This window comes from Pseudonocardia sp. DSM 110487, from assembly GCF_019468565.1.
In the GTDB taxonomy this organism is placed as follows: domain Bacteria; phylum Actinomycetota; class Actinomycetes; order Mycobacteriales; family Pseudonocardiaceae; genus Pseudonocardia.
In genome coordinates this window covers 6,976,821-7,002,855 of sequence record NZ_CP080521.1, presented here as the reverse complement: position 1 = coordinate 7,002,855, position 26,035 = coordinate 6,976,821, and the positions used below count along the sequence as shown (strand labels likewise).

Below are 26,035 nucleotides of genomic sequence, written 5' to 3'. Positions count from 1 at the left end.
CCTTCGCGTGCTCCGGCGGGACCCCTCCCCGGCCGCTCGCCGTGCTCCGCGGGCCGCGACTCCGCAAAGGATCCCGTCATCCGGTTGTAACATCCCGGCCCCGCTCGTTCACGGGCCGGAAACAACGGTGGAGGGTGTCCGAAACACGCCGAACAGATAGTTCCTCCCAGCTTGCCGCTGGCATCGGCGGCCGAGACGGGAGGGAGTTCCGTGGATACCGGCGATACCGCATGGATGCTCGCCAGCTCAGCGCTGGTGCTGCTGATGACACCGGGCCTGGCGTTCTTCTATGGCGGCATGGTCCGTAGCAAGAGCGTCCTCAACATGATCATGATGAGCTTCTCCGCCGTTGGCCTCATCGGCGTGCTGTGGGTGCTCTACGGCTACTCCGTGGCGTTCGGCAACGACGTCGGCGGTGGCCTGCTCGGAAACCCGGGCGAGTTCGCGGGCCTGCAGGGCACGTTCGGCGGCACCTACCTCGAGACCGAGGGTGGCCCGCCCGTCGACATCCCGCTCGTCGGCACGATTCCGGCCACGGTCTTCGTGGCGTTCCAGGCGATGTTCGCGATCATCACCGTGGCGCTGATCTCGGGCGCCGTTGCCGACCGCATGAAGTTCGGCGCCTGGCTGCTGTTCGCCGGGCTCTGGGGCTCGATCGTCTACTTCCCGGTGGCGCACTGGGTGTTCTCCTTCGACGGCGTCACCGCGGAGACGGGCGGCTGGATCGCCAACCAGCTCAAGGCCATCGACTTCGCCGGTGGCACGGCGGTGCACATCAACGCCGGTGCCGCGGCCCTCGCACTCGTCATCGTGCTCGGCAAGCGCAGCGGCTGGCCGAAGGAGCCGATGCGGCCGCACAACCTCACGCTGGTCATGCTCGGTGCCGGCCTGCTGTGGTTCGGGTGGTTCGGCTTCAACGCGGGCTCCGCGGTGGCCTCGAACGGGATCGCCGGCATCACCTTCGTCAACACCCTCGTCGCCACCTCGGCCGCCATGCTGGCCTGGCTGCTCGTCGAGCGCATCCGCGACGGCAAGCCGACCAGCCTCGGTGCGGCGTCCGGCGTCGTGGCGGGTCTGGTCGCGATCACCCCCTCGTGTTCTGCGGTCTCGCCGCTGGGCGCGATCGCGGTGGGTGTGATCGCGGGCGTCCTGTGCGCCCTCGCGGTCGGCCTGAAGTTCCGGTTCGGCTACGACGACTCGCTCGACGTGGTCGGCGTCCACCTGGTCGGTGGCCTCGTCGGCACGCTGCTCGTCGGCTTCTTCGGGACCTCGAGCGCCCCGGCCGCTGTCGACGGTCTGTTCTACGGCGGTGGCTTCGACCAGCTGTGGCGGCAGGCCGTGGGTGCACTCGCGGTCCTGGCCTACTCGTTCGTCCTCTCGCTGGTCATCGGCTACATCGTCAAGGCCGTCACCGGCGGTGGCCGGGTCACGCCGGAGGCCGAGGCCACCGGTATCGACGAGACCGAGCACGCGGAGACCGGCTACGACTTCTCCAGCCACCGTAGCCTCGCCGGCATCGGCACGTCGCGGCCCGCGGCTGCCGCCACCGCATCCGCGGAGCAGGTCCCTGCGACCGCAGGCAAGGAGAGCTGACCCCATGAAGCTGGTCACGGCGATCGTGAAGCCGTTCGTCCTCGAGGACGTCAAGGGTGCGCTGGAGCAGATCGGCGTGCTCGGTATGACGGTCAGCGAGGTGCAGGGCTACGGCCGGCAGAAGGGCCACACCGAGGTCTACCGGGGTGCTGAGTACTCCGTGGACTTCGTGCCCAAGGTGCGGGTGGAGGTCGTCGCGGACGACACCAACGCCGAGAAGGTGGTCGACGCCATCGTCGAGTCGGCGCGCACCGGCAAGATCGGTGACGGCAAGGTGTGGGTCACCCCGGTCGAGACCGTGGTCCGCGTCCGCACCGGTGAGCGCGGCGCCGACGCGGTCTGACCGTTCCGTTTCGCACAGCATGGTGGCTTTGCTCCAGGACGATCGGAGTAGGGCCACCATGCTGCCGTTTCAGGCCAGAAGGAGAGACGGTAGTGGGTGCGGTGGCCGTGGCGTCGGGGGACGCGGAGGACCTGGCTCGAGCGAAGGCCGTTCTGCTGGAGCAGGGCACGAGCAAGCGTCGGCTCGGCCCTGAGGCGCTGCGCACGGCGCTGGTAGACCTGCACGACTTCTGGCTCTCCTCGCGGGCCGCCGCGATCGGGCTCACCGACCGGGCCGCGCTCATCGCGGTCGGGGCGCTGGGTCGCCGGGAACTGGCGCCGTGGTCGGACCTCGACCTCGTCCTGCTGCACGACGGCCGCAAGGACATCGAGCGGCTGGCCAGGGACCTGTGGTACCCGCTGTGGGACGCCGGGATCGGGCTCGACCACTCGGTCCGCACGCCCGGCCAGGCCGTGCAGGTCGCCGCCACCGACCTGCGCGCAGCGCTCGGCCTGCTGGAGGCCCGGCACATCGCGGGCGACCCCGCGCTCTCGGAGAAGGTCCGCGCCGCGGTGCGGCAGTCATGGCGGGCCGGGATCCGCGGCCGCTTCGACGAGCTCGCCGACAGCGCCGAGGAGCGCTGGCGCAAGGTCGGCGACGTGGCGCACCGGGTGGAGCCCGACCTCAAGAACGGCCACGGGGGCCTGCGCGACGTCCAGCTGATCGACGCGCTCGCTGCGGCCCAGCTCGTCGACCGGCCCGCGGCCGACGTCCGGGCCGCCCGCATGCTCCTGCTCGACGTCCGCACCGAGCTGCATCGGCTCGCCGGCCGGGCCCGGGACGTCCTGCACGCGCAGGACGCCGACGAGGTCGCGGCGGCTCTGGAGATCTCCGACCGCTTCGAGCTGGCCCGCGCGCTGTCCGGCGCGGCGCGGTCGGTGGCGTTCGCGGCCGAGGTGGGGCTGCGGTCGGCCCGCAACGCGCTGCCCAGGCGCGGGCTCGCCGCGCTGCGCCGCGCGCCCGTGCGCCGCCCCCTCGATACCGGCGTCGTCGAGCACATCGGGGAGGTGGCGCTGGCCCGCGACGCCTCGGCGGCCCGCGACCCCGCACTCGTGCTCCGGGTGGCCGCCACGGCCGCCAGCACCGGCCTGCCGATCGCGGCAGGCACCCTGCACCGGCTCGCCGACACGGCCCCGGAGCTGCGTGCCCCGTGGCCGCGGCCGGCCCTCGGGGAGCTGCTGTCGCTGCTGGGCACCGGGCGCCCCCTGGTCGACGTCGTGGAGTCGCTCGATCGCACCGGGCTGTGGGGGAGGCTCTTCCCGGAGTGGGGCGCCGTGCGCGACCTGCCGCCCCGCGACCGGGCGCACGTCTGGACGGTTGACCGGCACCTCGTCGAGGCGTGCGCGCAAGCCGCCCGGCTCACCACCCGCGTGGCACGCCCTGACCTGCTGCTGGTCGGCACGCTGCTGCACGACATCGGCAAGGGGCGTGGCGGCGACCACTCCGAGGTGGGGGAGTCGCTCGCCGTGCAGGTGGGGCAGCGGCTGGGTTTCCCCGATGCGGACGTCGCGGTGCTCGGGCGGATGGTGCGCCACCACCTGCTGATGCCACACACCGCCACCCGCCGCGACCTGGAGGACCCGGCCACCGTCACCCGCGTCGTCGATACGCTCGACGGTGACGGCCTGTTGCTCGAGCTCCTCGAGGCGCTCGCGGAGGCCGACGCGCTGGCCACCGGTCCTGGCGTGTGGAGCCCGTGGAAGCGGGCGCTCATCCACGACCTGGCCAACCGGTGCCGAGCGGTGCTCGCAGGGAAGGCCCTGCCCGGTCCAACGCCGCCGACCGCGGTGGCCACCGAGCTGGCCGCCATTGTCGAGGCCGACGGGCGGCCGCAGGTGCGCCTCGACGACGGTGACCCCGCGGGTGTCGTCGTCGCCGTGCCGCACCGGGCAGGCTCGCTCGCCGCCGCCGCGGGCGTGCTCGCCCTGCACTCGTTGGAGGTCCACGCGGCGGAGCTGGCCACGCTCGGCGGGGTCGCGGTGTTCACGTTCACCGTCTCGCCGCGCTTCAGCGGTCTGCCCGACCCTGCCCTGCTGCGGTCGGACCTCACCCGCGCGCTCGACGGTGGCCTGCGGCTGCCCGAGGCCCTGGCGCGCAAGGAGCGCGACTACGCGCCGCGCGGGACCGCCGCGGAGCCGCCCGCGCCGCCGCGCGTTCTCTGGTTCGACGACGAGGCCACCGGCGCGGTCGTCCTCGAGCTGCGCGGCACCGACCGGATCGGGCTGCTGTACCGGGTGGCGGCCGCACTCGAGGAGTGCGGCGCCGACGTGCGCTGGGCCAAGGTCTCGACGCTCGGCGCGTCGGTGGTCGACGCGTTCGGCCTGGCGGGCGCGGGCGGCGAGGGCACGCTCGGACGCGCGGAGCGGCAACGGATCGAGAATGCGGTGCTCACCGCGGCGGGCTGACCGCGAGTCGTGGTCTGGGTGGTCGACGACCCCGCCCGGCGTGAGATAGCGGTGAAAGCCGCGTGACATGCGCGGACCTGACACTCCCCGGGACGGGGAGGTCAGAAACATGATCGTGATCACGGGGCAACCGGCGGGTGAACGGAACGAACCGCCCGAACCGTACGTTGGACAATGCGTGACCACCGCGACACCGCCGGTGCGGCTCGCCGTACCGGGCCGCACGCTGCTGCTGGTGGCCGGAATGCCGGGGGCGGGCAAGTCCACGCTGCTGGCGAGCCTGCCCGCCACCGAAGGGCTCGTCGTGCTCGACTCGGAGACACAGCGGGCGGCGCTTCGACCGATCGCCGCCGGCGTGCCGTATTCATTGCAGCGGCCGGTCGTGCACCTGATGCACCGCACCGCCGTGGTCGGGGCGGCGCTCTCGGCCACCTCCACCGTCGTCGTGCACCTGCCCGCCACGCAGCCGAGCATCCGCGCCGCCATGGCCCGCCTCGCCGCCGTCACCGGGAGGGAGGCACACCTGCTGTGGCTGCATGTCGACGCCGCGGAGGCCCGCCGCGGGCAGTACGCGCGCGGCCGCGTGGTGCAGGAGGCCTCGTTCTTCGCCCACGCGCGCCGGGCCGAGCGCACCGCCGCCGAGCTGCTCCGCGACCCGCCGCCGGGGTGGCGGAGCGTCACCGTGCTCGATCGGGCGGCGGCGCGCGGTGGCCTGCGCCTCGACACCGACACCGACGCCGAGTCGGCTAGCCCTGTGCGGTCGGCAGCACGATCAGCTGCGCCACGTTGACCCGGGCCGGAGCGGCCGCCGACCAGGCGATCGCCTCGGCGATGTCACTCGCAGGGATCGGCCCGATCTCGCGCCTGATCTGTGCGAGCGTCTCGCGGCCCTCGACGTCGAGCATCGTGTCGCCGAGCTCGCTCTCGGTGACCCCCGGTTCGATCGCGCGCACCCGCACCCCGCGGGGCCCGAGTTCGCGCCGCAGGCCGCGCGTCAACGCGGCCACGCCCGCCTTCGTCGCGCTGTAGACGGCGTACCCGGGGAAGACCTCGTGGCTCGCGACGGAGCCGACGTGCACGAGGTCGGCGGGCCCGCCGTCGGCGGCGGCCGCAATGAGGTCGTCGACGAACGCCTTGCCGGTGTTCAGCAGGCCGCCGACGTTCGTGTCCACCATCGCCGACCACTCGACGGGTTCGGCGGTGGCGAACGGGGCGCCGAGCATCACGCCGGCGTTGGCGACGACCAGGTCGGGCCTGCCGAGCTCGGCGCGGATCGTGTCCGCGGCGCGGGCGAGGCTCGCCGGGTCGGTGACGTCGGCGGGAACGGCGATGCCGTCGATCTCCTTCGCGAGCACCTCGATCCGGTCGGTGCGGCGGGCGAGCACGGCGACGCGGGCGCCGCTCGCCGCGAGTGTCCGCGCGGTGGCCGCGCCGATCCCGCTGCTCGCGCCGGTGACGACGGCGATCCGTCCGGCGAGGTCGTGACTGATGTTGCTGTTGCTCTGCGTCATGGCATCGAGCTTGCGAGCGTCCGCGCGGGCAAGGGGAGGCCGTGCGAAGGGGGGTAGTCACGGGGCCACCCCTCGCCCCGCGTCCGCGCCTACCGTGGGGTGCATGCCGAACCTCCTCGGGGAGTTCCTCCGCGCCCGCCGCGAGCTGACGCGGCCGGAGGACCACGGCCTGCCGGTCGGGAGGCGCCGCGTGCCGGGGCTGCGGCGCGAGGAGGTCGCGATGCTCGCCGGCATCAGCGCCGAGTACTACCTGCGCCTCGAGCGCGGGCGGGACCGACACCCATCGGCGCAGGTGGTGGAGGCACTGGCCCGCGTGCTCGACCTCGACGACGAGTCCACTGCCTACTTCGCCTCGCTCGCCACCCCCGCCCCGCGGCCGCCGCGCCGGTCACGGCGGGAACCGGAGCGGGCGGCACCGGAGATCGTCCGGCTGCTCGACGCGATGCCGGGTGTCCCGGCGTTCGTCATGGGCCGGTGCATGGACGTGCTTGCCCAGAACCGGATGGCCGAGCTGCTCTGCGGCGGCGTTCCCGGCGACGGCAACATCGTTCGGCACGTGTTCCTCGATCCCGCCGCGCGTGCCCTCTACCCGGACTGGTCCGACGTGGCGGCGGAGACCGTCGCCGCGCTACGGGCGTCGGCCGCGGCCGTCCCTGACGATCCCCGGCTGGTCACGCTGGTCGGCGAGCTCTCGGTGAAGAGCGCGGAGTTCAGAACGCTCTGGGCGCGCCACGACGTGCGCGGGAAGGCCGCCGGTGCCAAGCGCCTTGTGTCGCCCGCGATCGGCGAGGTCACCGTGCGCTGGGAGACCTTCGCGGTGACGAGCGCCCCCGGGCAACTGCTGATCACCTACTTCGCCGAGCCGGGCTCTCCCTCGGCGGACGCACTGGCGGCCCTGCAGGAGCTCGCGGCACGCCAGTAGGGTTGTAGAGGTGTTCGACACCCTCTCCGAGCGCCTCAGCGGCGCCCTCGCCAATCTCCGCGGCAAGGGGCGCCTCTCCGACGCCGACATCGACACCACGGCGCGCGAGATCCGCATCGCGCTGCTGGAGGCCGACGTCGCGCTGCCGGTGGTCCGCGGTTTCATCACGCGGGTCAAGGAGCGGGCGAAGGGTGCGGAGGTCTCCGGTGCGCTGAACCCGGCCCAGCAGGTCGTCAAGATCGTCAACGACGAGCTGATCTCGATCCTGGGCGGCGAGACGCGGCGCATCCGGCTGGCCAAGGAGCCGCCGAGCGTGATCATGCTCGCCGGCCTGCAGGGTTCGGGTAAGACCACCCTCGCTGGCAAGCTCGCGTTCTGGCTGAAGAACCAGGGGCACACGCCGCTGCTCGTGGCCTGTGACCTCCAGCGGCCCAACGCGGTCAACCAGCTGCAGATCGTCGGCGAGCGGGCCGGTGCCACCACGTTCGCGCCCGAGCCGGGTAATGGCGTCGGCGACCCGGTGGACGTGGCCCGGCGCGGCATCGCGCACGCCCGCGAGAAGCACTACGACATCGTGATCGTCGACACCGCCGGCCGCCTCGGCGTCGACGAGGAGTTGATGAAGCAGGCCGCGGACATCCGCGACGCCGTCTCGCCGGACGAGACCCTGTTCGTCGTCGACGCCATGATCGGTCAGGACGCCGTCGCCACGGCCGAGGCCTTCCGCGACGGCGTCGGATTCAGCGGCGTGGTGCTCACGAAGCTCGACGGCGACGCCCGCGGCGGTGCGGCGCTGTCGGTCCGCGAGGTCACCGGCCAGCCGATCCTCTTCGCCTCCAACGGCGAGAAGCTCGCCGACTTCGACGTCTTCCACCCCGACCGGATGGCCAGCCGCATCCTCGGGATGGGCGACCTGCTCACGCTCATCGAGCAGGCCGAGCAGCACTTCGACCAGGAGCGCACGGCCCAGGCCGCCGCCAAGATGTCCACCGGTGAGCTCACCCTCGAGGACTTCCTCGAGCAGATGCTCGCGGTTCGCAAGATGGGCCCGATCGGCAACATCCTCGGCATGCTGCCCGGCGCCGCGCAGATGAAGGACGCGCTCGCGCAGGTCGACGACAAGCAGCTCGACCGGCTGCAGGCGATCATCCGGGGTATGACGCCCGGGGAGCGAGCCGACCCGAAGATCATCAACGGCTCGCGGCGGCTGCGCATCGCCAACGGCTCGGGCGTCACGGTCACCGAGGTCAACGACGTCGTCAACCGGTTCTTCGAGGCCCGGAAGATGATGAAGCAGATGGCCGGCCAGTTCGGCTTCGGCAGCCGAAGCGCCACGAAGAAGCAGAACAAGGGCCGAAAGGGCAAGAAGGGCAAGGCCAAGGGGCGTGGGCCCACCTCAGGGCGGGCCGCCGGGCTGCCGTTCGGGGGCGGCGGGATGCCGGACCTGTCCGGGCTGCCGCCGTCGCTGCGCGAGCTCCCGCCGGGCCTCGACCAGCTGCCACCCGGGTTCGACCCGAGCAAGTTCAAGTTCCCCAAGGAGAAGTAGTCCCTTGTACCGGCTGCGCGGCGTGCTGCTCCCCGGCGAGGACACCATCGAGCTGTACGTCGACGCCGCGGGCCGGCTCGTCGAGCCGATCCCGGGCGCGGAGACCCTCGTCGACGGCGGCTTCATCGTGCCGGGCCTCGTCGACGCCCACTGCCACATCGGGCTCGGGCCCAGCGGCGGCGTCGAGCTGGAGGAGGCCGACGCCCAGGCACGCATCGACCGCGACGCGGGCACCCTGCTGATCCGCGACTGCGGCTCGCCCATCGACACCACGCCGCTGCAGGCCCGCGCCGACCTCCCGGAGATCATCCGTGCCGGCCGGCACCTGGCCCGCCCCAAGCGCTACATCCCCAACATGTCGCTGGAGCTCGACGACCCCGCGCTGCTGCCCGACGTCGTGGCCGAGCAGGCGGCGGCCGGCGACGGCTGGGTGAAGCTCGTGGGCGACTGGATCGATCGCGGCGTGGGCGACCTCGCCCCGCTGTGGTCCGACGACGTGCTGGTCGCGGCGATCGACTCGGCCCATCGCGCCGGCGCGCGGGTCACCGCGCACGTGTTCGGCGCGGCCGCGATCCCCGGGCTGGTCCGGGCGGGGATCGACTGCATCGAGCACGGCACCGGCCTCACCGATGACCTCATCGCCGAGATGGCCGAGCGCGGCACCGCGCTCGTGCCCACGCTCATCAACGTCGAGAACTTCCCGGGGATCGCCGACCAGGCGAGCAGGTACCCGGCGTACTCCGACCACATGCGGCGGCTGCACGCCGGCGCGTACGAGACGGTGCGCCGCGCCGTCGAGGCGGGCGTCCCCGTGTACGCGGGCACCGATGCGGGCGGTGGCATCGACCACGGCCGGCTCGCCGACGAGGTGATCGCCCTGCACCGCGCGGGCCTCTCCGCCGCCGACGCGCTCGGCGCCGCCAGCTGGGCGGCCCGCAGGTGGCTCGGCCGTCCCGGACTGGAGCTGGGTGCGCGCGCTGACCTCGTGGTGTACCGCAGCGACCCGAGAGCCGACCTGTCGGTGCTGCGCGAGCCCGCCCTCGTGATGCTGAGGGGCCGGCCGGTGCACGCCGGCGGGGGGCGTTAGGTGGCTGGTGTCTTTCGGTGGTTGGTGTCCTGGGCCTGAACCGGCCTCCTGACGGCGCCGCGCGGTTCGCATGATCGTCAGAAGTGGTGGCAGAGCGTCAGATCCGTCGCGCTGCCACCACTTCCGGTGATCACAGCCATGGCGGCGTCCCGGTCACGGCCGGTTCCACCCGTTTTCGTGCCGAGGCCTACTGAAGACCACCTGTGGAGGCCGGACCGCCACGCGAAAGACACCGGCCATCTAGCCTGGCCGTCTAGCAGCTGCTGACGATCAGCCGATAGCCCGCGTCGAGGCGGTCGAGGACCGACAGCGCGCGGTGCCGCTCGTGCCATGCGCCGGACGCCAGGTCGCCCGCGAGCGACCCCAAACCGTCGGCGAGTTCGCGCGGGTCGGCCTGGGCCAACATCGAGGTGCCGGAGCGCACCCGTGGATCGAGGTAGGCCTCGGGGCGCCGCCAGTACGCGGCACCGAAGCCGTCGGTGCAGTCGTGCGGCACGGGCACCGGCTCCACCCTGGCACCCGGCAGCAGGTCGACGAGCCGGGGGATGGGCACCGCGTGCCCCGCGCTGACCGCCGCGGCGGCCGGGAGGTAGTCGCGCACCAGCCAGAACTCGCCGAACACGGCCTGGTCCCATGTGAGGATCGCGATCCGCCGCCGGGCGACGCGGCGCAATTCGGCGATCCCGGCCTCGACGTCGGTCCAGTGGTGGACGGTCAGAATCGCCAGCGCGGCATCGACGCTGCCGTCGCCCAGGGGCAGTGACTCGGCGACCCCGCGTACGGCCGGAGCCGCTTCCGCGGGTCGTTGCTGGATCATGACCGAGCTGGGTTCGACGGCCACGATCGTTGCGGCGGGCTCGTAGGAACCCGCCCCGGCCCCGATGTTCGCCACGCTCGCCATACCGGACAGGGCCGAGGCCACCTGCGCGGCGATCCTCGGGTCCGACCTCCGGGTGGTGGCGTACCCCTGTCCGATCCGGTCGTAGACGGTCACCGTCCCAGCTTCGCAGGGAGCGGTCGCCGAGGGTGATCGTGTACGTCTCGCGCCGATCAGGTCGGACAATCGGGGGCGAGACGGTCGGCAGTGCCGGCTCCGCAGCGCTGATGTCCGGCTCGCGCGGACGGGTGGGTCGAGCCCTGACCGGGTGACGATCCGGTCGCTCACGTCGCGGTGGCGGCAGGCGGGCGGCGCCCTCCGCGGTGGGCCGGTAGCGTCGGGGGCGTGGGAGCTCTGCAGAGGGATGGTCGACCGGGCTCGGAGGAGCCGGGGCCGGGCTCCGGAGGCGAGGAGGCGGCCGCGCACGGCTCCGCGGCGCAGCACCCGTCCGACCAGGGCACAGGCAGCGCCGACTCCGCTCGCGGAGCGCCGGCCGCCCCCGACCCCGGATCCGACCCGGTTCCCGGTTCGGAGGCCCCGGTGGTCGACCCGGCTCACGGTTCCGGCACCGCCCCGGCCTGGGAGCCGCCGCCGGCCGACGCCCCGCCCGCCCCGCCGTCAGCGGAAGTGGCGCCCTCGACCGTCGGCGTGGCTGCGACTCCGTCCGCACCCCCGGGGGCACCCACGCACCCGGCCGGTGCCCCATGGCCGCAGCCGGGCTACGCGGCATGGCCGCCGCCCCCCGCACCGGGGCCGCCGTACCCGGAGGGCGCATACCCGCCGGGGCAGCCGTACCCGCCGGGGCAGCCGTACCCGGGGCAGCCATACCCACCGGGGCCGTACCCGCCCGGTGCGCCGTACCCGGCACCGTCGATCGGTCGGCAACCAGCCCGGCGTTCCTCGTGGGCCGCGCCGTCACCCACCCGCACCCACCGCTGGGGGCTGGGGGCCTACCTGCTCGCGGAGGTGGTGTTCCTGCTGGTCTCCGGGCTGATCAGCGTCTTCGCGATCGGGGACGGCGGCCCGACGATCAGCACGCTGATCATCGCCCTCGCGGTGCCCACGCTGCTCGCGGCGAGCATCGCCCTGTTGATCACCTGGGTGCGTGGCAACGGGCCGCGGATCGACCTCGGCCTCGCCTGGTCGTGGCGTGAACTCGGCGTGGGTCTCGCGTTCGGCTTCGGCGGGCTGGCGCTCACGATCCCGGCGTCGATCGTCTACGTCGCGATCGTCGGAGAGGACGCCACGTCCGCGGTGGGCGACGTGTTCGGCGGGATCAGGGCCGGCCCGGCACTGGCGGCGCTCGTGCTGGTCATCGTCGTGTTCGTCGCCCCGATGTGTGAGGAGATCCTCTATCGGGGCCTGCTCTGGGGCGGGATCGAGAAGATCGCAGGGCGCTGGGTGGCGTTCGTCGTCAGCACGCTGCTGTTCGCGATCGCGCACTTCGAGTTCACGCGCACGCCATTGCTGCTGGTGGTGGCCATCCCGATCGCCATCGCGCGCCTGTACACCGGCCGGTTGCTCGCGAGCATCGTCGCCCACCAGGTGAACAACCTGCTTCCCGGGATTGCGCTCGTACTCGGGCTGCTCGGCGTCATCCCGATGACCTGATGCCCCGGCACGCGCGCGCGTCTGGCAGAATGGCCGATCAGTCTCGTGGCTGGCCCTCTAACCGCGCCGCGGACGCACACGCCGAGTAATGCGCAGCCCGTAACCCCACGCGAGCCGCGCGGACTCACCCGAAACACACGATCCGCGAGGAGCACCGACCAGCGTGGCCGTCAAGATCAAGCTGATGAGGCTGGGCAAGATCCGCCAGCCGTACTACCGCGTCGTCGTCGCCGACGCCCGCACCCGCCGCAGCGGCCGGGCGATCGAGACCATCGGCAAGTACCACCCGAAGAACGAGCCGAGCCTGATCGAGATCGACTCGGAGCGGGCCCAGTACTGGCTCGGCGTGGGCGCCCAGCCCACCGAGCCGGTGCAGCACCTGCTCGAGGTCACCGGTGACTGGCAGAAGTTCAAGGGCCTGCCGGGCGCCGAGGGCACCCTGAAGCCGCAGAAGGAGAAGGTCGACAGGCAGGCCCGCTTCCAGGCCGCGCTCGCCGCCGCGGGCGAGGAGCCCACCACCGAGGCCACCACGCCCAGGAAGAAGAGCGACCGCCGCGCGAAGGGCGAGGCCGAGGCCTCCTCCGAGGCTTCCGCAGAGGCGTGACCGAGCTTGCGAGGCCACCATTGAGCGCAGCAGCGTCGCGAACGCGTCCGACGAGGGGGGAGGGCGCGTGAGCGTCCTGGCGGACACTCTCGAGCACCTCGTCCGGGGCATCGTCGACCACCCGGACGACGTGCAGGTGGAGCTCGTCACCACTCGCCGCGGCCGCACCCTCGAGGTCCGGGTTCACCCCGAGGACCTCGGCAAGGTGATCGGCCGCGGGGGCCGTACCGCGACGGCACTTCGCACCGTCGTCGGCGGCGTCGGTGGCCGAGGTGTGCGGGTGGATGTCGTCGACACCGACCGCTAGCGCCCCCGGCGGGGCCGCTATGAGCACCGAGTACCTCGTCGGGGTCGTCGTGCGGGTTCACGGCCTGCGCGGCGAGCTCGTCGTGGATGTGCACACCGACTCGCCCGACGAGCGGTTCGCGCCCGGGGGCTCTCTCATCGCGCAGCGGCCGGGCGCCCCGGTCGGCACCTTGACCGTCGAGTCGGCCCGCCCCCACTCGGGGCGGCTGCTCGTGCGGTTCGTCGAGGCGCCGGACCGGGACGCCGCCGAGGCGCTGCGTGGCACGCGGCTCCTCGTACCGACCGACGCCATCGCGCCACCGGAGGACGACAAGGAGTTCCACGTCCACCAGCTGGAAGGCCTGCGCGCCGAGCTGGAGGACGGCAGCGTCGTCGGCACGGTCCGCGAGGTCGTACACGGCCCCGGTGGCGACCTGCTCGTCCTGGCCCGTGCGGACCGCTCCGACGCGCTCGTCCCCTTCGTGACGGCCATCGTGCCGACCGTCGACCTGGCCGGCGGCCGCGTGGTCCTCACCCCACCCGAGGGCCTCCTCGACTGAGGCGGTGCGCGTGCGGCACGGCGAGGGCCCGTCAGCGCGCCGGGGGCACGTTCTGGTTGAGGTGGAAGAGGTTGTCCGGGTCGTAGGTGGCCTTGACCTGGCGGAGCCGGTCGTAGGTGGGGCCGAAGTTCTCGGGCGCCCGCGCGGCGTCATCGGTGTCCATGAAGTTGATGTAGCCCCCTTCGGTGCCCGAATACGGGTGGACCGCGTCGTAGTAGCCGCGCACCCACTGCCGGTTGTCCTCGTCGTCCGCGGCATCCGGATACCCGGCGAGGATGACCATCGCGTACTTGGCGTCCCGGTGACCGAACGCGGTCTCCGAGGTGCCGACACGGTGGACCGCGCCGTTGATGGGATACATGTGCATTCCCGAGGACGACGTCGGAGCCTTGGAGCCGTGCTCGACGTGCGCCGCGATGGCCTCGTCCGGCAGGTCGCGGACGAAGTCGGCCTTCCAATACTGGCGGAGCCCCTTCGGGAACAGCCCGTCGAAGGCGGCGTTGAGCGCGGGATACGGCATCGGGCCGACGAACTCCGCCTTGACCTCGGCGACGTCGCGGAACGGCTTGAGGGCCTGTTCGCCCTGCTCGGGGCGGCCGCTCCAGCACGTGACCATTGCGCAGAACATGTCGCCGTGGCGGTCCTCCGGGATGAACGGGAGCGGCGGGGCGAGCTGCCAGCCGAAGAAGGCCCCGAGCTGCTCGGGCGCGTCCTGGATGTACTCGTCGTACGCCCGCATGACCGCGGGTGCGTCCGCAACCTCGTACAGCATCGGGCCGCCGTAGATCGTGTCCACGTCGTGCAGGGCGAACTCGAGTGAGGTGACGACGCCGAAGTTGCCGCCACCGCCGCGCAGCGCCCAGAGCAGTTCATCGTTGTCGTGCTCGTTCGCGACGTGGATGCGCCCGTCTGCGGCGACCACCTCGGCGCTCACGAGGTTGTCGCACGACAACCCGCAGCCGCGCGCGAGGTAGCCGATACCTCCGCCCAGCGTCAGGCCGGTCACCCCGGTCGTCGAGATGATGCCCCCGGTCGTGGCTAGTCCGTACGCGTGAGCGGCATGGTTCAGATCTCCCCATGTGGCTCCGCCTCCGGTGTGCGCGGTCTTCTTGACGCGGTCCACGAACACGTTGTTGATCAGCGACAGGTCGAGCACGACGCCGCCGTCACAGGTGCCGAAACCGGGCCCGCTGTGCCCGCCGCCCCGTACCGCGAGGTCGAGGCCGGCCTCCCGGGCGTAGTTGACGGTCGCGACGGCGTCGGCCGTCGACGTGGCCCGGACGACGAGCGCGGGGCGCCGGTCGTGGATGCCGTTGTGGACGCGGCGGTGCTCGTCGTAGCCGTCGTCGCTCGGCTCGACGACGGGCCCGCGTACCTGCTCGCGCAGTTCGGCGATGGTGGTCATGTTCCCCTCCTGGCGGTCTGCTGGCGGCGGAGACGATGCCGGAGGGGGCGTTCCCGGAGCGTTCCCGATCAGCGGATCAGGCGGGCGACGGTGGCGACGGCGCGGTCGCGCAGCCATGGTGCGTCGAGCGCGACGGCCGCGTCGACCGCGCGGTGGGCGCTGCGGACGGCGCCTGCGCGGTCGCCCGCGAGTGCCTGCAGTTCCGCGTCCACGCGAAGCAGCTCGGGAAGCAGGTAGCGTTGTCCGCTGTCTTCGGTCCGGCCGACTGCCTCGGCGACGATCGTCCGCCCGGCCGGAGCGTCACCGGCGCGCAGGTGGGCGCGCGCCAGCAGACAGAGTCCCAGGGTCAGGTGCAGTGGCTGGTCCTGGCGCAGACGGTCGGTGGCCTCGCGGATCGCGTCGATGCCGTGCAGATCACCGTCGAGCAGGCCGCGCCACCCCCGCAGGAACCGGGCGACGATGGTGAAGTAGCCGATGTGCATCGCGTGCGTGGCGGCGTCGAGCGCGTCGACGGTGGTGCCGAGGTCCCGCTGCCGGGGCTCGAGGGCGGCGAGGATCGCATCGAAGGTGCGGACGTATCCGGTGGTCATGGGGTCGTCGAGCTCCGTGGCCGCGCGCAGCGCCTCCCGCATGGTCGCGCCGGCGTCGGCGGGTCGGCCGCGGAATAGCTGCGTGAGGGCGAGCCGGGACAGGCACACCCCGAGTGGGTCCTGGGCGTAGCGCGCGACGTGCAGCGGGGCGTCCTCGATGCGGTAGGAATCGATCGCGGCGCGGAGGTGGTGCTCTGCGTCGGCGAACTCGCCCCGCCAGAACGCGGTGACCCCGAGCACGTACTCGCCCTCGGTGCGGGCTGTGGCCTCAGTCTGCCCCGAGGTGACCAGCTCTCGGCCCATCTCCTCGGCCCGGTCGAACCGGAGGGTGGCCACGGCGTGCAGCGCGAGGCCACGCAGCACCGGCGGGCCGGGACGGCGGCCGAGCTTCCGGTGCAGCGTGAGCGCTCGCTCGTAGCAGCGCAGGACGCCCGGTGCGCCGTAGCCGCGCCGGGCGACCAGCGGCACCCCGAGCGCAGACCGCAGCCGCAGCTCCACCTCATCGCGCGCCGCACCGCGCGGCGACTCGTCGAGCAGCCGCAGGGCGCGCTCGAGTAGCGCGATGCAGTCGTCGAGGGCGAAGACCCGGTGGGCGTGCCGGGCCGCCCGCTCGTAGGCCTCGACCGCGCGCGACCCGAGCCCCGCGCTGACGTAGTGGGCGGCGAGGCGGGCGCTGACCGGATCGAGATCGGCCGCGTGGTGCGCCTCGATGGCCTCGGCGACCCGGCGGTGCAGGGTGTGGCGACGGGCCGGACTGATCTGCTCCAGAGCGACCTCGCGCAGCCGGTCGTGGCTGAAGTCGTATGCCGCGCCGCGCTCGCGGAGAACGTGGTGTTGCCACAGCTCGTCCAGGTCGTCGGTCATGTCATCCTCGGTCCGGCCGGCCGCGGCGGCGAGGACGGCCGTCGGGATCTCGTGGCCGATCGTCGCTGCCACCTCGGCGAGCCGGCGCGCCCCTGGTGAGAGGCGCTCAAGACGTGCCGTGATCACTGCGTGGACGGTCGGTGTCAGCGCGACCCGCGTGGTACGGCCATCGCCGAAGCCCGCCCGCACGGCCTCGAGGACGAACAGCGGGTTGCCCTCCGTCTCCTTCCAGAGCCGGACCGCCGCGTCCCGGCGCAGCGTCCGTCTCCCGACCAGCGCCGCCATCTCGGCGGTCGCGGCGGGATCGAGCGGTCCGAGGGCGATCGTCGAGATGGCGCCGGCCGGGGCGAGGTGGCGGCGCAGCTGCGCCACCGCGTCCCGTGCGGCCGCGTCGTCATCGCGCGCCGTCCCCGCGACCAGCAGCGGAGCAGACGGCGAGCTCTGCACGAGGTAGCCGCAGAGCTCGAGCGTGTCGCTGTCGCACCACTGGAGGTCGTCGACGACGAGCAGCAGCGACCGCCCGGTCGCGAGGAGTCCGCGGCGGACGGCGTCGAGGAGGTGGTGGCGCCGGCCGAGGTCGCTGGCCGGCGGGCCGTCCGGCAGTCGCGGGTGTGCGAGCCTGAGCTCGGGCAACAGCCGGGCGAGCTCGGTCAGCCATACGCCGCCGAGATCGTCGAGGCCCGCCCGCACCGGCTCGGATCGCAGCCAGTCGATCACCGGTCCCCATGGTGGGCGGCCCGCGGCCTCGTAGGCCCGGCCGTAGGCCACCGCATGACCGTCCGCGGCCGCTCGGTGGGCCAGCTCCTCGACGAGCCGGGACTTGCCGATGCCCGCTTCACCGGTCACCAGCAGCAGGCGGGAGCGGCCATCGGTGGCCTCCCGCCACACGTCGCGGGCCGCTCGCCACTCGGCCGCGCGTCCGACCAGCGCAGGCCCGGCGTGGGTGGGCCGGCGCGGCTCGCGAAGCCGTTCGGCGATCGCGGTCGTCGCAGGCTCTGGGGTGACGTCGAGGTCGCGGGCCAGCCCCGATGCGAGCCGGTCGTAGACGCGCAGCGCCTCGCTCCGCTCGCCACGCCGGGCCAGCGCGCCCATCAGCAGCCGGCAGGCCGGTTCGTGCAGCGCGTCGATCGCAAGCAGTCGCCGTGCCTGCCCGACGACGTCGGCGTCGCGACCCTCGGAATCCGCATCCGCCGCCAGCCCGGCGAGCACCTCGACGGCGATGCGACGCAGCCGCTCCCGCTCGGCGACGACCCAGTCGCCCTCGCAGGCCGGGAGCAGGTCGCCGCCGTAACAGCGCACCGCGGTCTCCGGATCCCCACCGTCCGCGGCGTCGAGGAACGCGAGGACGTCCAGCCACGTAGACCCGTCGCCGGCCCACCGCACCGTCCGTGGGCCGGCGTCGACGACCTCGCAGGGGAGCGGGAGCGCCCGGCGGAGGTCGTGCAGCAGCTTGCGCAGGTTGGTGCGGGCCTGTGCCGCGCTCGAGTCGGGCCACAGCTCGCACGCGAGGCGGTCCCGGGGCAAGCCCGCGTCGCCGGCGAGCGCCACGCGCGCGAGCAGCTGTTGCATACGCGGCCCGGTGAGCTCCGGCAGCGGGTGCCCGTCGACGGTGGCCGTGGCGTCGCCGAGGAGCCGGATCACCAGCCGGGCGCTCGGCCGGCCCGGTGCGAAACCCGCAGTGGCCACGGCACCTCCTCGGGGCTGGACGGGCGGGCATCCAGTGCACTCCGAATACGCCTCCTGTCAACGACCCGTTCGGTACCGGCGCGTCAACCTGGGTTGACAGAGCACGAGCTGTCAACGTAGGTTGACGGCATGAGCGATGCCACGAAGGTCGCGGCGGCGGCGTCCAGCAGGGACCCGGCCGTCGGGTTGGCGGCGGTGGCGTCCCTGCGGGGGCTGCTGGAGTCGCTGGAGGAGTTGCAGGTCTCGAACGCGCGGTCCCAGGGATGGTCATGGCAGCAGATCGCGGAGGCGTTGCGTGTGAGCAGGCAGGCCGTCCACAAGAAGTACCGCCGGTACGGGTTCTGAGGGGGAGGCGAGATGTTCGAAAGGTTCACCGGCAAGGCCCGCCAGGCAGTCGTCGCGGCGCAGGAGGAGGCGCGCACGCGGGGTGCGAACGAGATCCGCACCGAACACCTGCTGGCGGCGCTCTACAGCGTGCCGGACAACCTGGCGCTCACGGTGCTCGATGCTTTCAGCATCGACAAGGATGCGGTGCTGCGCGAGGTCGACCGTCTGGGTCCCGGTGGTCGACCGCCGATCGATGCCGATGCCCTGTCCACGCTGGGGATAGACCTCGACGAGGTGCGCCGCCAGGTGGAGGAGGCCTTCGGACCCGGGGCGCTGGACCGCACGCGGGCCGCGCTCGGCGGGAAGGGTGGCCGGCTCTTCGGGCACATCCCGGTCGAGCGCGCCACGAAGAAGGCCCTCGAGCTTGCCCTGCGCGAGGCGCTGGCGCTCAGGCACAACTACATCGGCACCGAGCACATCCTGCTCGGGCTGATCCACACCGAGGACGGCGCCGCCCACGACATCCTGGCCGCGCAGGGGGTGCGGCTGGCGCCGGCGCGCGTGATCGTCGAGGAACTGGTGCGGAGCCGCCGAGCCGGCTGACGCCCTGCCCGAGTGCCAGCAAGGTGGCGATACTGCCGTGTTGTGCCAGTAAAGCCACCTTGCTGACATCCGGTGGGCCGCTGCTGGCAGCATCCGTTCGTGCGGATCGACGTCATCACGATCTTCCCGGCCTACCTGGCCCCGCTTCGCGAGGCGCTGCTGGGCCGGGCGATCAGCGCCGGCCTGGTCGACCTCGCCGTGCACGACCTGCGCAACTGGACTTACGACGTCCACCAGGCCGTCGACGACTCCCCGTACGGCGGCGGCCCCGGCATGCTGATGCGGCCGCAGGTGTGGGGGGAGGCCCTCGACGCGGTGCTGGCGCTCGACGAGCGCCCGGCGCGGATCGTCGTGCCCACCCCGGCGGGCAGGCCGTTCACGCAGGCCACGGCCCAGGCGTGGACGGGAGAGGAACGGCTGATCTTCGCCTGCGGGCGCTACGAGGGCATCGACCAGCGCGTCGTGGACGACGCGCGGCGCGGGGGCCTCGCCGTGGACGAGGTGAGCATCGGCGACTACGTGCTGGTCGGCGGCGAAGTCGCGGTGCTGGTGATGGTGGAGGCGGTGGTCCGGCTGCAGCCCGGCGTGCTGGGCAACCCGGCGTCGGCGCAGCAGGACTCCTTCTCCGACGGCCTCCTGGAGGGTCCGGCGTACACGCGGCCCGAGGTCTGGCGAGGGCTGGCCGTGCCCGACGTGCTGCGCAGCGGCAACCACGCCAAGATCGCCCGCTGGCGGCGCGATCGCGCGCTCGAACGCACCGCCGAACGGCGCCCCGACCTGCTCGCCGCCCTCCCCGAGGACGCGCTCGACGACGCTGACCGGGCGTTCCTCGCACGCCTGCGGGACGGGTGATTTCACCCGGCGATCTCGCGTCTGGCACTATGGACTGGTTGCCCGCGCCCGACGGGCCTGCCCGGCGCCCCGAACTTGACTTGGTGCGCGCCCCTGCACGACCGCTATCACCGAGGACGGATCTTCGCGATGAACACCCTGGACGCACTGGACGCACAGCTGCTGCGGTCCGACATCCCCGCATTCCGGCCGGGCGACACGCTCAAGGTGCACGTGAAGGTCATCGAAGGCAACCGGTCCCGGATCCAGATCTTCCAGGGCGTCGTCATCCGGCGCCAGGGTTCCGGGGCCCGTGAGACCTTCACCGTCCGCAAGGTCTCGTTCGGTGTCGGCGTCGAGCGCACCTTCCCGGTGCACTCCCCGAACATCGACAAGATCGAGGTCTTCACCCGCGGTGACGTCCGCCGGGCGAAGCTCTACTACCTCCGTGAGCTGCGCGGCAAGGCCGCGAAGATCAAGGAGAAGCGCGAGACCACGTCCGCGTCCTGACCGTTCTGGCGCGGTTGCCGTAGCCTCGTGGGCGTGGCCCTCCCTGAGCTCCCCGACGACCGGAGGGCCGCACCACCGCGGTACTCCCCGCCGGGTGAGCCGTTGGTGCCGCGGAACCAGGGACCCGTACCACCGGGACAGCGACCGGACCTCCCGCCGTCGCGGCCGTCGATGCCGCACGGGCGGCGGCGGTCCGGCGGCCCCGCGGCGAACGGTGTCCCGATGGGCGGTGCGCGCCGGCCGGCGCCGCCCGACGGGCGGGTCCCGCCACGTCAGGCGCCACGCCGTCCCGACCCGGACGACGACGAGCCCACCGTCGTCCACGGCGACCTCCTCGGGGACGCCGCCACCACCGGCCAGCCGCCTCAGGGCGAGGTGCCGGGGCGGCACCGCCGCCGCGCGGGTTCGTCCCCCGCCAGCAGGCCCGCGGCGGAGTACAAGGAGCAGGCGGAGGCGAGCGGGCGCAAGCTCAAGCCCGGCAGGCGCAGGCGGCCCACGTTCTGGAAGGAACTGCCGATCCTGATCGTGGTGGCGCTCGTCCTCACGTTCCTGATCCAGACGTTCCTCGCGAAGGTCTACGTCATCCCGTCCGGATCGATGGAGACCACCCTGCACGGCTGCACCGGCTGCAACAACGACCGCGTGCTCGTCGACAAGATCAGTTACCGCCTCGGCGACCCCGCGCCCGGCGACGTCGTGGTGTTCCGGGGACCGGACAGCTGGAGCAGCGAGATCGAGATCCAGGAGCCGAGCAACCCGGTGGTCCGCGGGCTGCAGCTCTTCGGCTCCTTGATCGGGCTCGCGCCGCCCGACGAGAAGGACTTCGTCAAGCGGGTCATCGCCGTCGGCGGCCAGACCGTGCAGTGCTGCGATTCGCGCGGCCAGGTGATGGTCGACGGCACGTCGCTCAGCGAGCCGTACATCTTCTACCTGCCCGAGGCCGGGCCGCCCAAGCAGGCGTCCTTCGGTCCCGTCGACGTGCCCGTCGGGCAGCTGTGGATGATGGGGGACAGCCGCAACAACTCGGCCGACTCGCGGATGCCCGACCACGGCCCGGTGCCCGTCGAGAACGTGATCGGGCAAGCCAGGATGATCGTGCTGCCGTTCGACCGGCTCGGGTGGGTCACCGCCCAGAACCCGCAGTCCACGGCCGTCGGGATGGCGGCACAGGACGCGGCCGAGGGGGCGCCGCTCGCCCTCGGCTTGCTCGGCACGTTGCCGATCGCGCTGCTCCGTCGCCGCCGTCGAACCCGTGAACTGCTGTTCCCCGAGTTCCTCCCGCACCGGCGACCCTGAGCGCACGGCCGTTCACCGCGTGGCGCAGACTGCTCCTCGATGGCCGCACGACCTGTACCCCAGCGGCGGGCGCGTCGCCGCCCGGTGCGCACCATGCTGCCGCCCGAGCTGCGTCCGGCCCGCGCCGTCGTCCGGCGTTCGGCGGGGAACTGGACGCTGCAGAGCACACTGCACCGGCACGGCCTCGGGCCGGTGGCGGGCGTCGACGAGGCGGGGCGGGGCGCCTGCGCCGGCCCGCTCGTCGTCGCCGCGTGCGTGCTGCGCCCCGGCGACGCGAAGCGGCTGGAAGGCCTCACCGACTCGAAGCTCCTCACGGCCGCGGCGCGCGAGGAGTACTACACGCTGATCCGGCGCCGGGCGGAGGACCTCTCCATCGTGGTCATCCCTCCGGAGGAGGTCGACCGCCGCGGGGTGCACGTGGCGAACGTCGAGGGGATGCGCAGGGCCGTCGCCGGTCTCGCCACAGTGCCCGGCTACGTGCTCACCGACGGGTTCGCGGTGCGCGGGTTCGGCACCCCGGCGCTCGCCGTGCCGAAGGGTGACCAGGTCGCGGCGTGCGTGGCGGCGGCGTCCGTGCTGGCCAAGGTCACCCGAGACCGGATCATGGTCGCGCTGGACGCCGAGTTCCCCCAGTACGGCTTCGCCGAGCACAAGGGCTATTGCACGCCCGTGCACGACGAGGCCATGCTCGCCCACGGGCCCAGCCGGGTGCACCGGTACTCGTTCGTGAACGTGCGCGCGGCGCGCGACGGGGTGCGACCTCCTGCCGCCGTGCTGGACGAGGACGCGTTCGACGAAGACTTGATGGACGACACGATCGAGACGGGGCTGGGGGAGGACCTGGCGGAGGGTCTGGTCCACAATGGGGCGCTGGCCGTCGGGACGTCCGAGGGTTCCAGAGGAGGGGTAGCACCGTGAGCGCCGAGGATCTCGAGAAGTACGAGACCGAGATGGAGCTCACGCTCTACAAGGAGTACCGGGACATCGTGGCCCAGTTCTCCTACGTCGTGGAGACGGAGCGGCGCTTCTACCTGGCCAATTCCGTCGACGTCGCCGCGCGCAACGCCGACGGGGAGATCTACTTCGAGGTCCGGATGTCCGACGCGTGGGTCTGGGACATGTACCGGCCGGCGCGCTTCGTCAAGAACGTGCGTGTGCTGACGTTCAAGGACGTCAACGTCGAGGAGCTCGAGAAGCCCGACCTGCGGTTGCCGGAGGGCAACCAGTTCGGCAGTTAGCCTCCGGCTCGGGGCACTAGGCCGTGTCTCGCGGATCTTGACCGCGCTCTTCGAGCCCAGATCGTCCCTGGCTGCGTTGTCGGGCCGACCGGGTATTCCAATACAACGGCTCGGGCCTCCGCCTTGCCAGGGTCGATCTGGATCTCGAAGCCCATCGGCCAAGATCCACGAGACACGGCCTAACAGCTCACACCGACAATCACGTTCCTCCTCGGAGGAGTTGTCCACCTCGCCCCCCAGCTGTCCACAGATTTCCGATCAGCCTGTCCGGATGCATCCGGCTCGCCGATCGTTGTCGGTATGGCAGCGAAGGACGTGCTCGGCCGCCGCGGTGAGGATCTCGCGGCTCGCTACCTCGAGCAGCGGGGTCTGGTGATCCTGTCCCGCAACTGGCGGTGCCGCCACGGCGAGATCGACCTGGTCGCCACCGACTCGGCCCGGCTCGTGGTCTGCGAGGTCAAGACGCGCTCGAGTACCCGGTACGGCGAGCCGGCAGAGGCCGTCGACGCCCGCAAGGTGGCCCGCATCCGCCTGGTCACCAACGCGTGGCTCAAGGCCCACGGGGTCCGCTGGGTACCGGTCCGGTTCGACGTGGTCGCCGTGATCGCGGAGCCGGGCGCACCGGTCGCGGTCCAGCACTACGAGGCGGCGTTCTGATGCCGATCGCACGCGCATACGCGGTGGCCCTCCTCGGCGTCGACGGCCACGTCGTGGAGATCGAGGCCGACCTCGGCAAGGGCCTGCCCAAGTTCCACCTGCTCGGGTTGCCCGACGCATCCCTGCACGAGTCGAAGGACCGCGTGCGCGCGGCGGTCGTCAACTCGGGGTTCACGTGGCCCGGCGAGAAGATCGTGCTCGCGCTCTCGCCCGCCACGCTGCGCAAGACGGGCAGCGGCTTCGACCTTGCGCTCGCCTGTGCCGTGCTCGGCGCCTGCGAGGTGCTGCCGCAGTCCGAGCTCGACGGCACGGTCCTGCTCGGCGAGCTGGCCCTCGACGGCAGGCTCCGGGCCGTGCGGGGCGTGCTGCCGTGCCTGATCGCGGCGCGCGATGCGGGCATGCGGCGCGCGGTCGTCCCGGAGGCGGTGCTCGCCGAGGCCGCGCTCGTCGAGGACATCGAGGTGCACGGCGCGGCGCGGCTCGCCGACGTCCTGTCCTTCCTTCAAGGCGCCTGCACGCTGCTCCGGCCGGAGCCACTGGCCGACGACGTGGTTCCCGAACCACCGGATCTCGCCGACGTCGTCGGGCAGGACGACGCACGGCACGCCATCGAGATCGCGGCGGCCGGCGGCCACCACGTCCTGCTGGTCGGGCCGCCTGGCACGGGCAAGACCATGCTCGCGCAGCGCTTCGTCGGCCTGCTTCCACGGCTCGCACCGCAGGAGGCGCTCGCGCTCGCGGCCGTCCGGTCGGTGGCCGGGCGGTTGCCCGCCGCAGGGGTGTTGAGCACGGTGCCGCCGTTCGTCGCGCCCCATCACTCCAGTTCCATGGCAGCGCTACTGGGCGGTGGTTCCGGGATCGCGCGGCCGGGTGCGGTGTCGCTGGCCCACCGCGGTGTCCTCTTCCTCGACGAGGCTCCGGAGTGGGGAGCGAGCCTGCTCGACTCGCTCCGCACCCCTCTCGAAGAGGGGGAGGTCCGGCTCGCGCGGGCCGACGGCACGGTGCAATACCCGGCTCGGTTCCAGCTCGTCCTCGCGGCCAACCCGTGCCCATGCGCGCCCGCCCACGACCGCGACTGCGTCTGCCCGTCCCTCGTGCGCCGCCGCTACCTCGGGCGGCTGTCCGGCCCGCTGCTCGACCGCGTCGACCTGAGAGCCCGAATGTTCCCGGTCACCGCGCTCGCTGCCACCGGGCACGCCGAGGACACCGCCACGGTGCGGGCGCGGGTCCTGGCGGCGCGCGGCGCGGCCGCGGAGCGATGGGGCGCGCTGGGGTACCGCACCAACGCCGAGGTGCCGGGGCCCGTGCTGCGCACCCGGTTCGCGCTGCCGCGCAGCGCGGTCCGTCCGCTCGACGCCGGCCTGCGTTCCGGCCAGCTCACGGCGCGGGGAGCCGACCGCGCGCTGCGCGTCGCGTGGACCCTTGCCGACCTCGCCGGGCGCGACGGGCCCGACGAGGACCTGGTCGAGACCGCGCTCTTCTTCCGTGACAGGAGGGCGGCATGAACGAGCAGATCCTGCTCGCCAGGGCCTACCTGTCCCGGGTGGCCGAGCCGCCTGCGCCCGCGCTGGCCGAGCTGGTGGCACAGGTCGGGCCGGTCGAGGCGGCGGCGCGGGTGCTCGACGGGCGGGTCGACGAGCCGGTGGCCCGGGAGACGGGTGCCCGGCGGGAGGTGCACCGGCCTGCCGCCGACCTCGACGCCGCGGCCGCCGCCGGCGCCCGGCTGGTCGTGCCGGAGCACCCCGAGTGGCCTGCCGAGGCCTTCGCCGCGTTCGACGCGGCCGGTTCGGCACAGGTCGCCCCGCCGCTGGCGCTGTGGGTGCGTGGCCCCGGCCGGCTCGACGAGCTCTGTGGGCACGCCGTAGCCGTGGTCGGGGCACGTGCGGCCACGAGCTACGGCGCGCACGTCGCCGCCGAGCTCGGGTCCGGACTCGCCGACCGCGGGTGCACCGTCGTCTCCGGCGCGGCCATCGGCATCGACGGGGCCGCACACCGCGGCGCGCTCGGTGTCGACGGCGCCACAGTGGCGGTGCTCGCGTGTGGTGTCGACCGCGTCTACCCGGCGTCGCACGAGCTGCTGCTGGAGCGGATCGCCGCGAGCGGTCTCGTGGTGAGTGAGTACCCGCCTGGCGGCGTGCCGGGCCGCCACCGCTTCCTGGTGCGCAACCGGCTGATCGCCGGGCTCGCGGTGGGCACCGTCGTCGTCGAGGCGGGGCTGCGCAGCGGCGCGCAGCGCACCGCGTCCGACGCGCTGTCGCTGGGCCGGGCGGTGATGGCGGTGCCAGGGCCGGTCACCTCGGCGATGTCGGTGGGCTGCCACCGCCTCGTCCGCGACGGCGCGCTGCTGGTCACCCGCAGCGACGAGGTGCTGGAGGCGGTGGCGCCGATCGGCGCGCACCTCGCGGACCCGCCCGATCCCGAGCGAGGTCGGCCTACCGACGGTCTCGACGCCCCGGCCGCTCTCGTCCACGACGCCCTGCCCGCCCGCGGTGCCCGCGACACCCGCTGGCTCGCGCTGGAATCCGGAATGCCGATCGGCGCCGTGCGGGTGGCCCTGGTGGGCCTCGAACGGCGCGGGCTCGTCGAGCACTGCGAGGGCCGCTGGCGGCGCCGAGTGGTGGAGGCGGGATGAGACGTGGGCACTT

Annotated in this window: 25 protein-coding genes; 21 read left to right on the top strand and 4 right to left on the bottom strand. The window is 73.0% G+C overall.

Translation table 11 applies throughout. The features are described from left to right. Nucleotides 1–210: 210 nt before the first annotated feature. The 4 genes from K1T35_RS32755 to K1T35_RS32740 all read left to right on the top strand — a co-directional run bounded on the left by K1T35_RS32755 (nt 211) and on the right by K1T35_RS32740 (nt 5,170). Complete coding sequence (locus K1T35_RS32755; RefSeq protein ID WP_220255633.1) at nt 211–1,593, top strand: ammonium transporter; 1,383 nt, start codon at nt 211–213, stop codon at nt 1,591–1,593. A 4-nt stretch (nt 1,594–1,597) separates the two neighbouring features. Then, on the top strand, nt 1,598–1,936 hold the full coding sequence (locus K1T35_RS32750) for a P-II family nitrogen regulator (RefSeq protein WP_220255632.1): 339 nt from the start codon (nt 1,598–1,600) through the stop codon (nt 1,934–1,936). Nucleotides 1,937–2,028: 92 nt separating this feature from the next. Beyond that, nucleotides 2,029–4,380, top strand: coding sequence for a [protein-PII] uridylyltransferase (locus K1T35_RS32745; protein ID WP_220255631.1), 2,352 nt, complete (start codon nt 2,029–2,031; stop codon nt 4,378–4,380). A gap of 178 nt (nt 4,381–4,558) precedes the next feature. Further along, nucleotides 4,559–5,170, top strand: a complete 612-nt coding sequence (locus tag K1T35_RS32740; protein WP_255621007.1) for an AAA family ATPase — start codon at nt 4,559–4,561, stop codon at nt 5,168–5,170. Here K1T35_RS32740 and K1T35_RS32735 read toward each other — a convergent pair. After that, nucleotides 5,127–5,891: an SDR family oxidoreductase gene (locus K1T35_RS32735; protein WP_220255629.1), complete on the bottom strand. Its 765-nt coding sequence runs from the start codon at nt 5,889–5,891 to the stop codon at nt 5,127–5,129. The genes K1T35_RS32740 and K1T35_RS32735 overlap by 44 nt on opposite strands. A gap of 103 nt (nt 5,892–5,994) precedes the next feature. Here K1T35_RS32735 and K1T35_RS32730 point away from each other — a divergent pair, with 103 nt between their 5' ends. Genes K1T35_RS32730 through K1T35_RS32720 form a run of 3 tightly spaced genes read left to right on the top strand, consistent with a single transcriptional unit; the run spans nt 5,995 to nt 9,446 of the window. Continuing rightward, nucleotides 5,995–6,813, top strand: a complete 819-nt coding sequence (locus K1T35_RS32730) for a helix-turn-helix transcriptional regulator (protein WP_220255628.1) — start codon at nt 5,995–5,997, stop codon at nt 6,811–6,813. A 10-nt stretch (nt 6,814–6,823) separates the two neighbouring features. Then, nucleotides 6,824–8,359, top strand: a complete 1,536-nt coding sequence (ffh, locus tag K1T35_RS32725; RefSeq protein ID WP_220255627.1) for a signal recognition particle protein — start codon at nt 6,824–6,826, stop codon at nt 8,357–8,359. 4 nt (nt 8,360–8,363) lie between these two features. Then, nucleotides 8,364–9,446, top strand: a complete 1,083-nt coding sequence (locus K1T35_RS32720) for an amidohydrolase family protein (RefSeq protein ID WP_220255626.1) — start codon at nt 8,364–8,366, stop codon at nt 9,444–9,446. Nucleotides 9,447–9,699: 253 nt separating this feature from the next. Here K1T35_RS32720 and K1T35_RS32715 read toward each other — a convergent pair whose 3' ends face one another. Then, complete coding sequence (locus K1T35_RS32715) at nt 9,700–10,440, bottom strand: class I SAM-dependent methyltransferase (RefSeq protein WP_255621006.1); 741 nt, start codon at nt 10,438–10,440, stop codon at nt 9,700–9,702. 228 nt (nt 10,441–10,668) lie between these two features. Here K1T35_RS32715 and K1T35_RS32710 point away from each other — a divergent pair, with 228 nt between their 5' ends. The 4 genes from K1T35_RS32710 to rimM all read left to right on the top strand — a co-directional run bounded on the left by K1T35_RS32710 (nt 10,669) and on the right by rimM (nt 13,383). Then, the gene (locus K1T35_RS32710) at nt 10,669–11,934 is read left to right on the top strand and encodes a CPBP family intramembrane glutamic endopeptidase (protein WP_220255625.1); all 1,266 of its coding nucleotides are present in this window, start codon (nt 10,669–10,671) and stop codon (nt 11,932–11,934) included. A 163-nt stretch (nt 11,935–12,097) separates the two neighbouring features. Then, nucleotides 12,098–12,538, top strand: a complete 441-nt coding sequence (rpsP, locus tag K1T35_RS32705) for a 30S ribosomal protein S16 (RefSeq protein WP_220255624.1) — start codon at nt 12,098–12,100, stop codon at nt 12,536–12,538. Nucleotides 12,539–12,605: 67 nt separating this feature from the next. Further along, complete coding sequence (locus tag K1T35_RS32700; protein WP_220255623.1) at nt 12,606–12,845, top strand: RNA-binding protein; 240 nt, start codon at nt 12,606–12,608, stop codon at nt 12,843–12,845. Between the two features lie 19 nt (nt 12,846–12,864). Further along, on the top strand, nt 12,865–13,383 hold the full coding sequence (rimM, locus tag K1T35_RS32695; RefSeq protein WP_220255622.1) for a ribosome maturation factor RimM: 519 nt from the start codon (nt 12,865–12,867) through the stop codon (nt 13,381–13,383). 31 nt (nt 13,384–13,414) lie between these two features. Here rimM and K1T35_RS32690 read toward each other — a convergent pair whose 3' ends face one another. Then, the gene (locus K1T35_RS32690; protein ID WP_220255621.1) at nt 13,415–14,788 is read right to left on the bottom strand and encodes an FAD-binding oxidoreductase; all 1,374 of its coding nucleotides are present in this window, start codon (nt 14,786–14,788) and stop codon (nt 13,415–13,417) included. Nucleotides 14,789–14,856: 68 nt separating this feature from the next. Further along, complete coding sequence (locus tag K1T35_RS32685; RefSeq protein WP_220255620.1) at nt 14,857–17,928, bottom strand: AAA family ATPase; 3,072 nt, start codon at nt 17,926–17,928, stop codon at nt 14,857–14,859. Nucleotides 17,929–18,057: 129 nt separating this feature from the next. Here K1T35_RS32685 and K1T35_RS32680 point away from each other — a divergent pair, with 129 nt between their 5' ends. From K1T35_RS32680 to dprA, 10 genes are all read left to right on the top strand, one after another. Continuing rightward, nucleotides 18,058–18,273, top strand: a complete 216-nt coding sequence (locus tag K1T35_RS32680; protein ID WP_220255619.1) for a helix-turn-helix domain-containing protein — start codon at nt 18,058–18,060, stop codon at nt 18,271–18,273. A 12-nt stretch (nt 18,274–18,285) separates the two neighbouring features. After that, nucleotides 18,286–18,858 carry a Clp protease N-terminal domain-containing protein gene (locus tag K1T35_RS49870; RefSeq protein ID WP_220255618.1) on the top strand — a complete coding sequence of 191 codons (573 nt, stop codon included), beginning with the start codon at nt 18,286–18,288 and terminating at the stop codon, nt 18,856–18,858. A 99-nt stretch (nt 18,859–18,957) separates the two neighbouring features. Beyond that, nucleotides 18,958–19,710, top strand: a complete 753-nt coding sequence (gene trmD / locus K1T35_RS32670; protein ID WP_220255617.1) for a tRNA (guanosine(37)-N1)-methyltransferase TrmD — start codon at nt 18,958–18,960, stop codon at nt 19,708–19,710. A gap of 129 nt (nt 19,711–19,839) precedes the next feature. Beyond that, nucleotides 19,840–20,199, top strand: coding sequence for a 50S ribosomal protein L19 (gene rplS / locus K1T35_RS32665; RefSeq protein ID WP_220255616.1), 360 nt, complete (start codon nt 19,840–19,842; stop codon nt 20,197–20,199). A gap of 222 nt (nt 20,200–20,421) precedes the next feature. Then, nucleotides 20,422–21,495, top strand: a complete 1,074-nt coding sequence (gene lepB / locus K1T35_RS32660; protein ID WP_255621005.1) for a signal peptidase I — start codon at nt 20,422–20,424, stop codon at nt 21,493–21,495. A 93-nt stretch (nt 21,496–21,588) separates the two neighbouring features. Then, a complete protein-coding gene (locus K1T35_RS32655) occupies nt 21,589–22,413 on the top strand; it encodes a ribonuclease HII (protein WP_255622701.1) in 825 nt (274 codons plus the stop codon). Continuing rightward, nucleotides 22,410–22,733, top strand: a complete 324-nt coding sequence (locus K1T35_RS32650) for a DUF2469 domain-containing protein (RefSeq protein WP_147253937.1) — start codon at nt 22,410–22,412, stop codon at nt 22,731–22,733. Before K1T35_RS32655 ends, K1T35_RS32650 begins: the two co-directional genes overlap by 4 nt. A 300-nt stretch (nt 22,734–23,033) precedes the next feature. Next, nucleotides 23,034–23,390 (top strand): YraN family protein, encoded by a 357-nt coding sequence (locus tag K1T35_RS32645; RefSeq protein ID WP_220255614.1) that lies wholly within the window; start codon nt 23,034–23,036, stop codon nt 23,388–23,390. Next, the gene (locus tag K1T35_RS32640; RefSeq protein ID WP_220255613.1) at nt 23,390–24,895 is read left to right on the top strand and encodes a YifB family Mg chelatase-like AAA ATPase; all 1,506 of its coding nucleotides are present in this window, start codon (nt 23,390–23,392) and stop codon (nt 24,893–24,895) included. Before K1T35_RS32645 ends, K1T35_RS32640 begins: the two co-directional genes overlap by 1 nt. Beyond that, the gene (gene dprA, locus K1T35_RS32635) at nt 24,892–26,022 is read left to right on the top strand and encodes a DNA-processing protein DprA (protein WP_220255612.1); all 1,131 of its coding nucleotides are present in this window, start codon (nt 24,892–24,894) and stop codon (nt 26,020–26,022) included. The genes K1T35_RS32640 and dprA overlap by 4 nt, the downstream gene beginning before the upstream one ends. Nucleotides 26,023–26,035 lie beyond the last annotated feature (13 nt).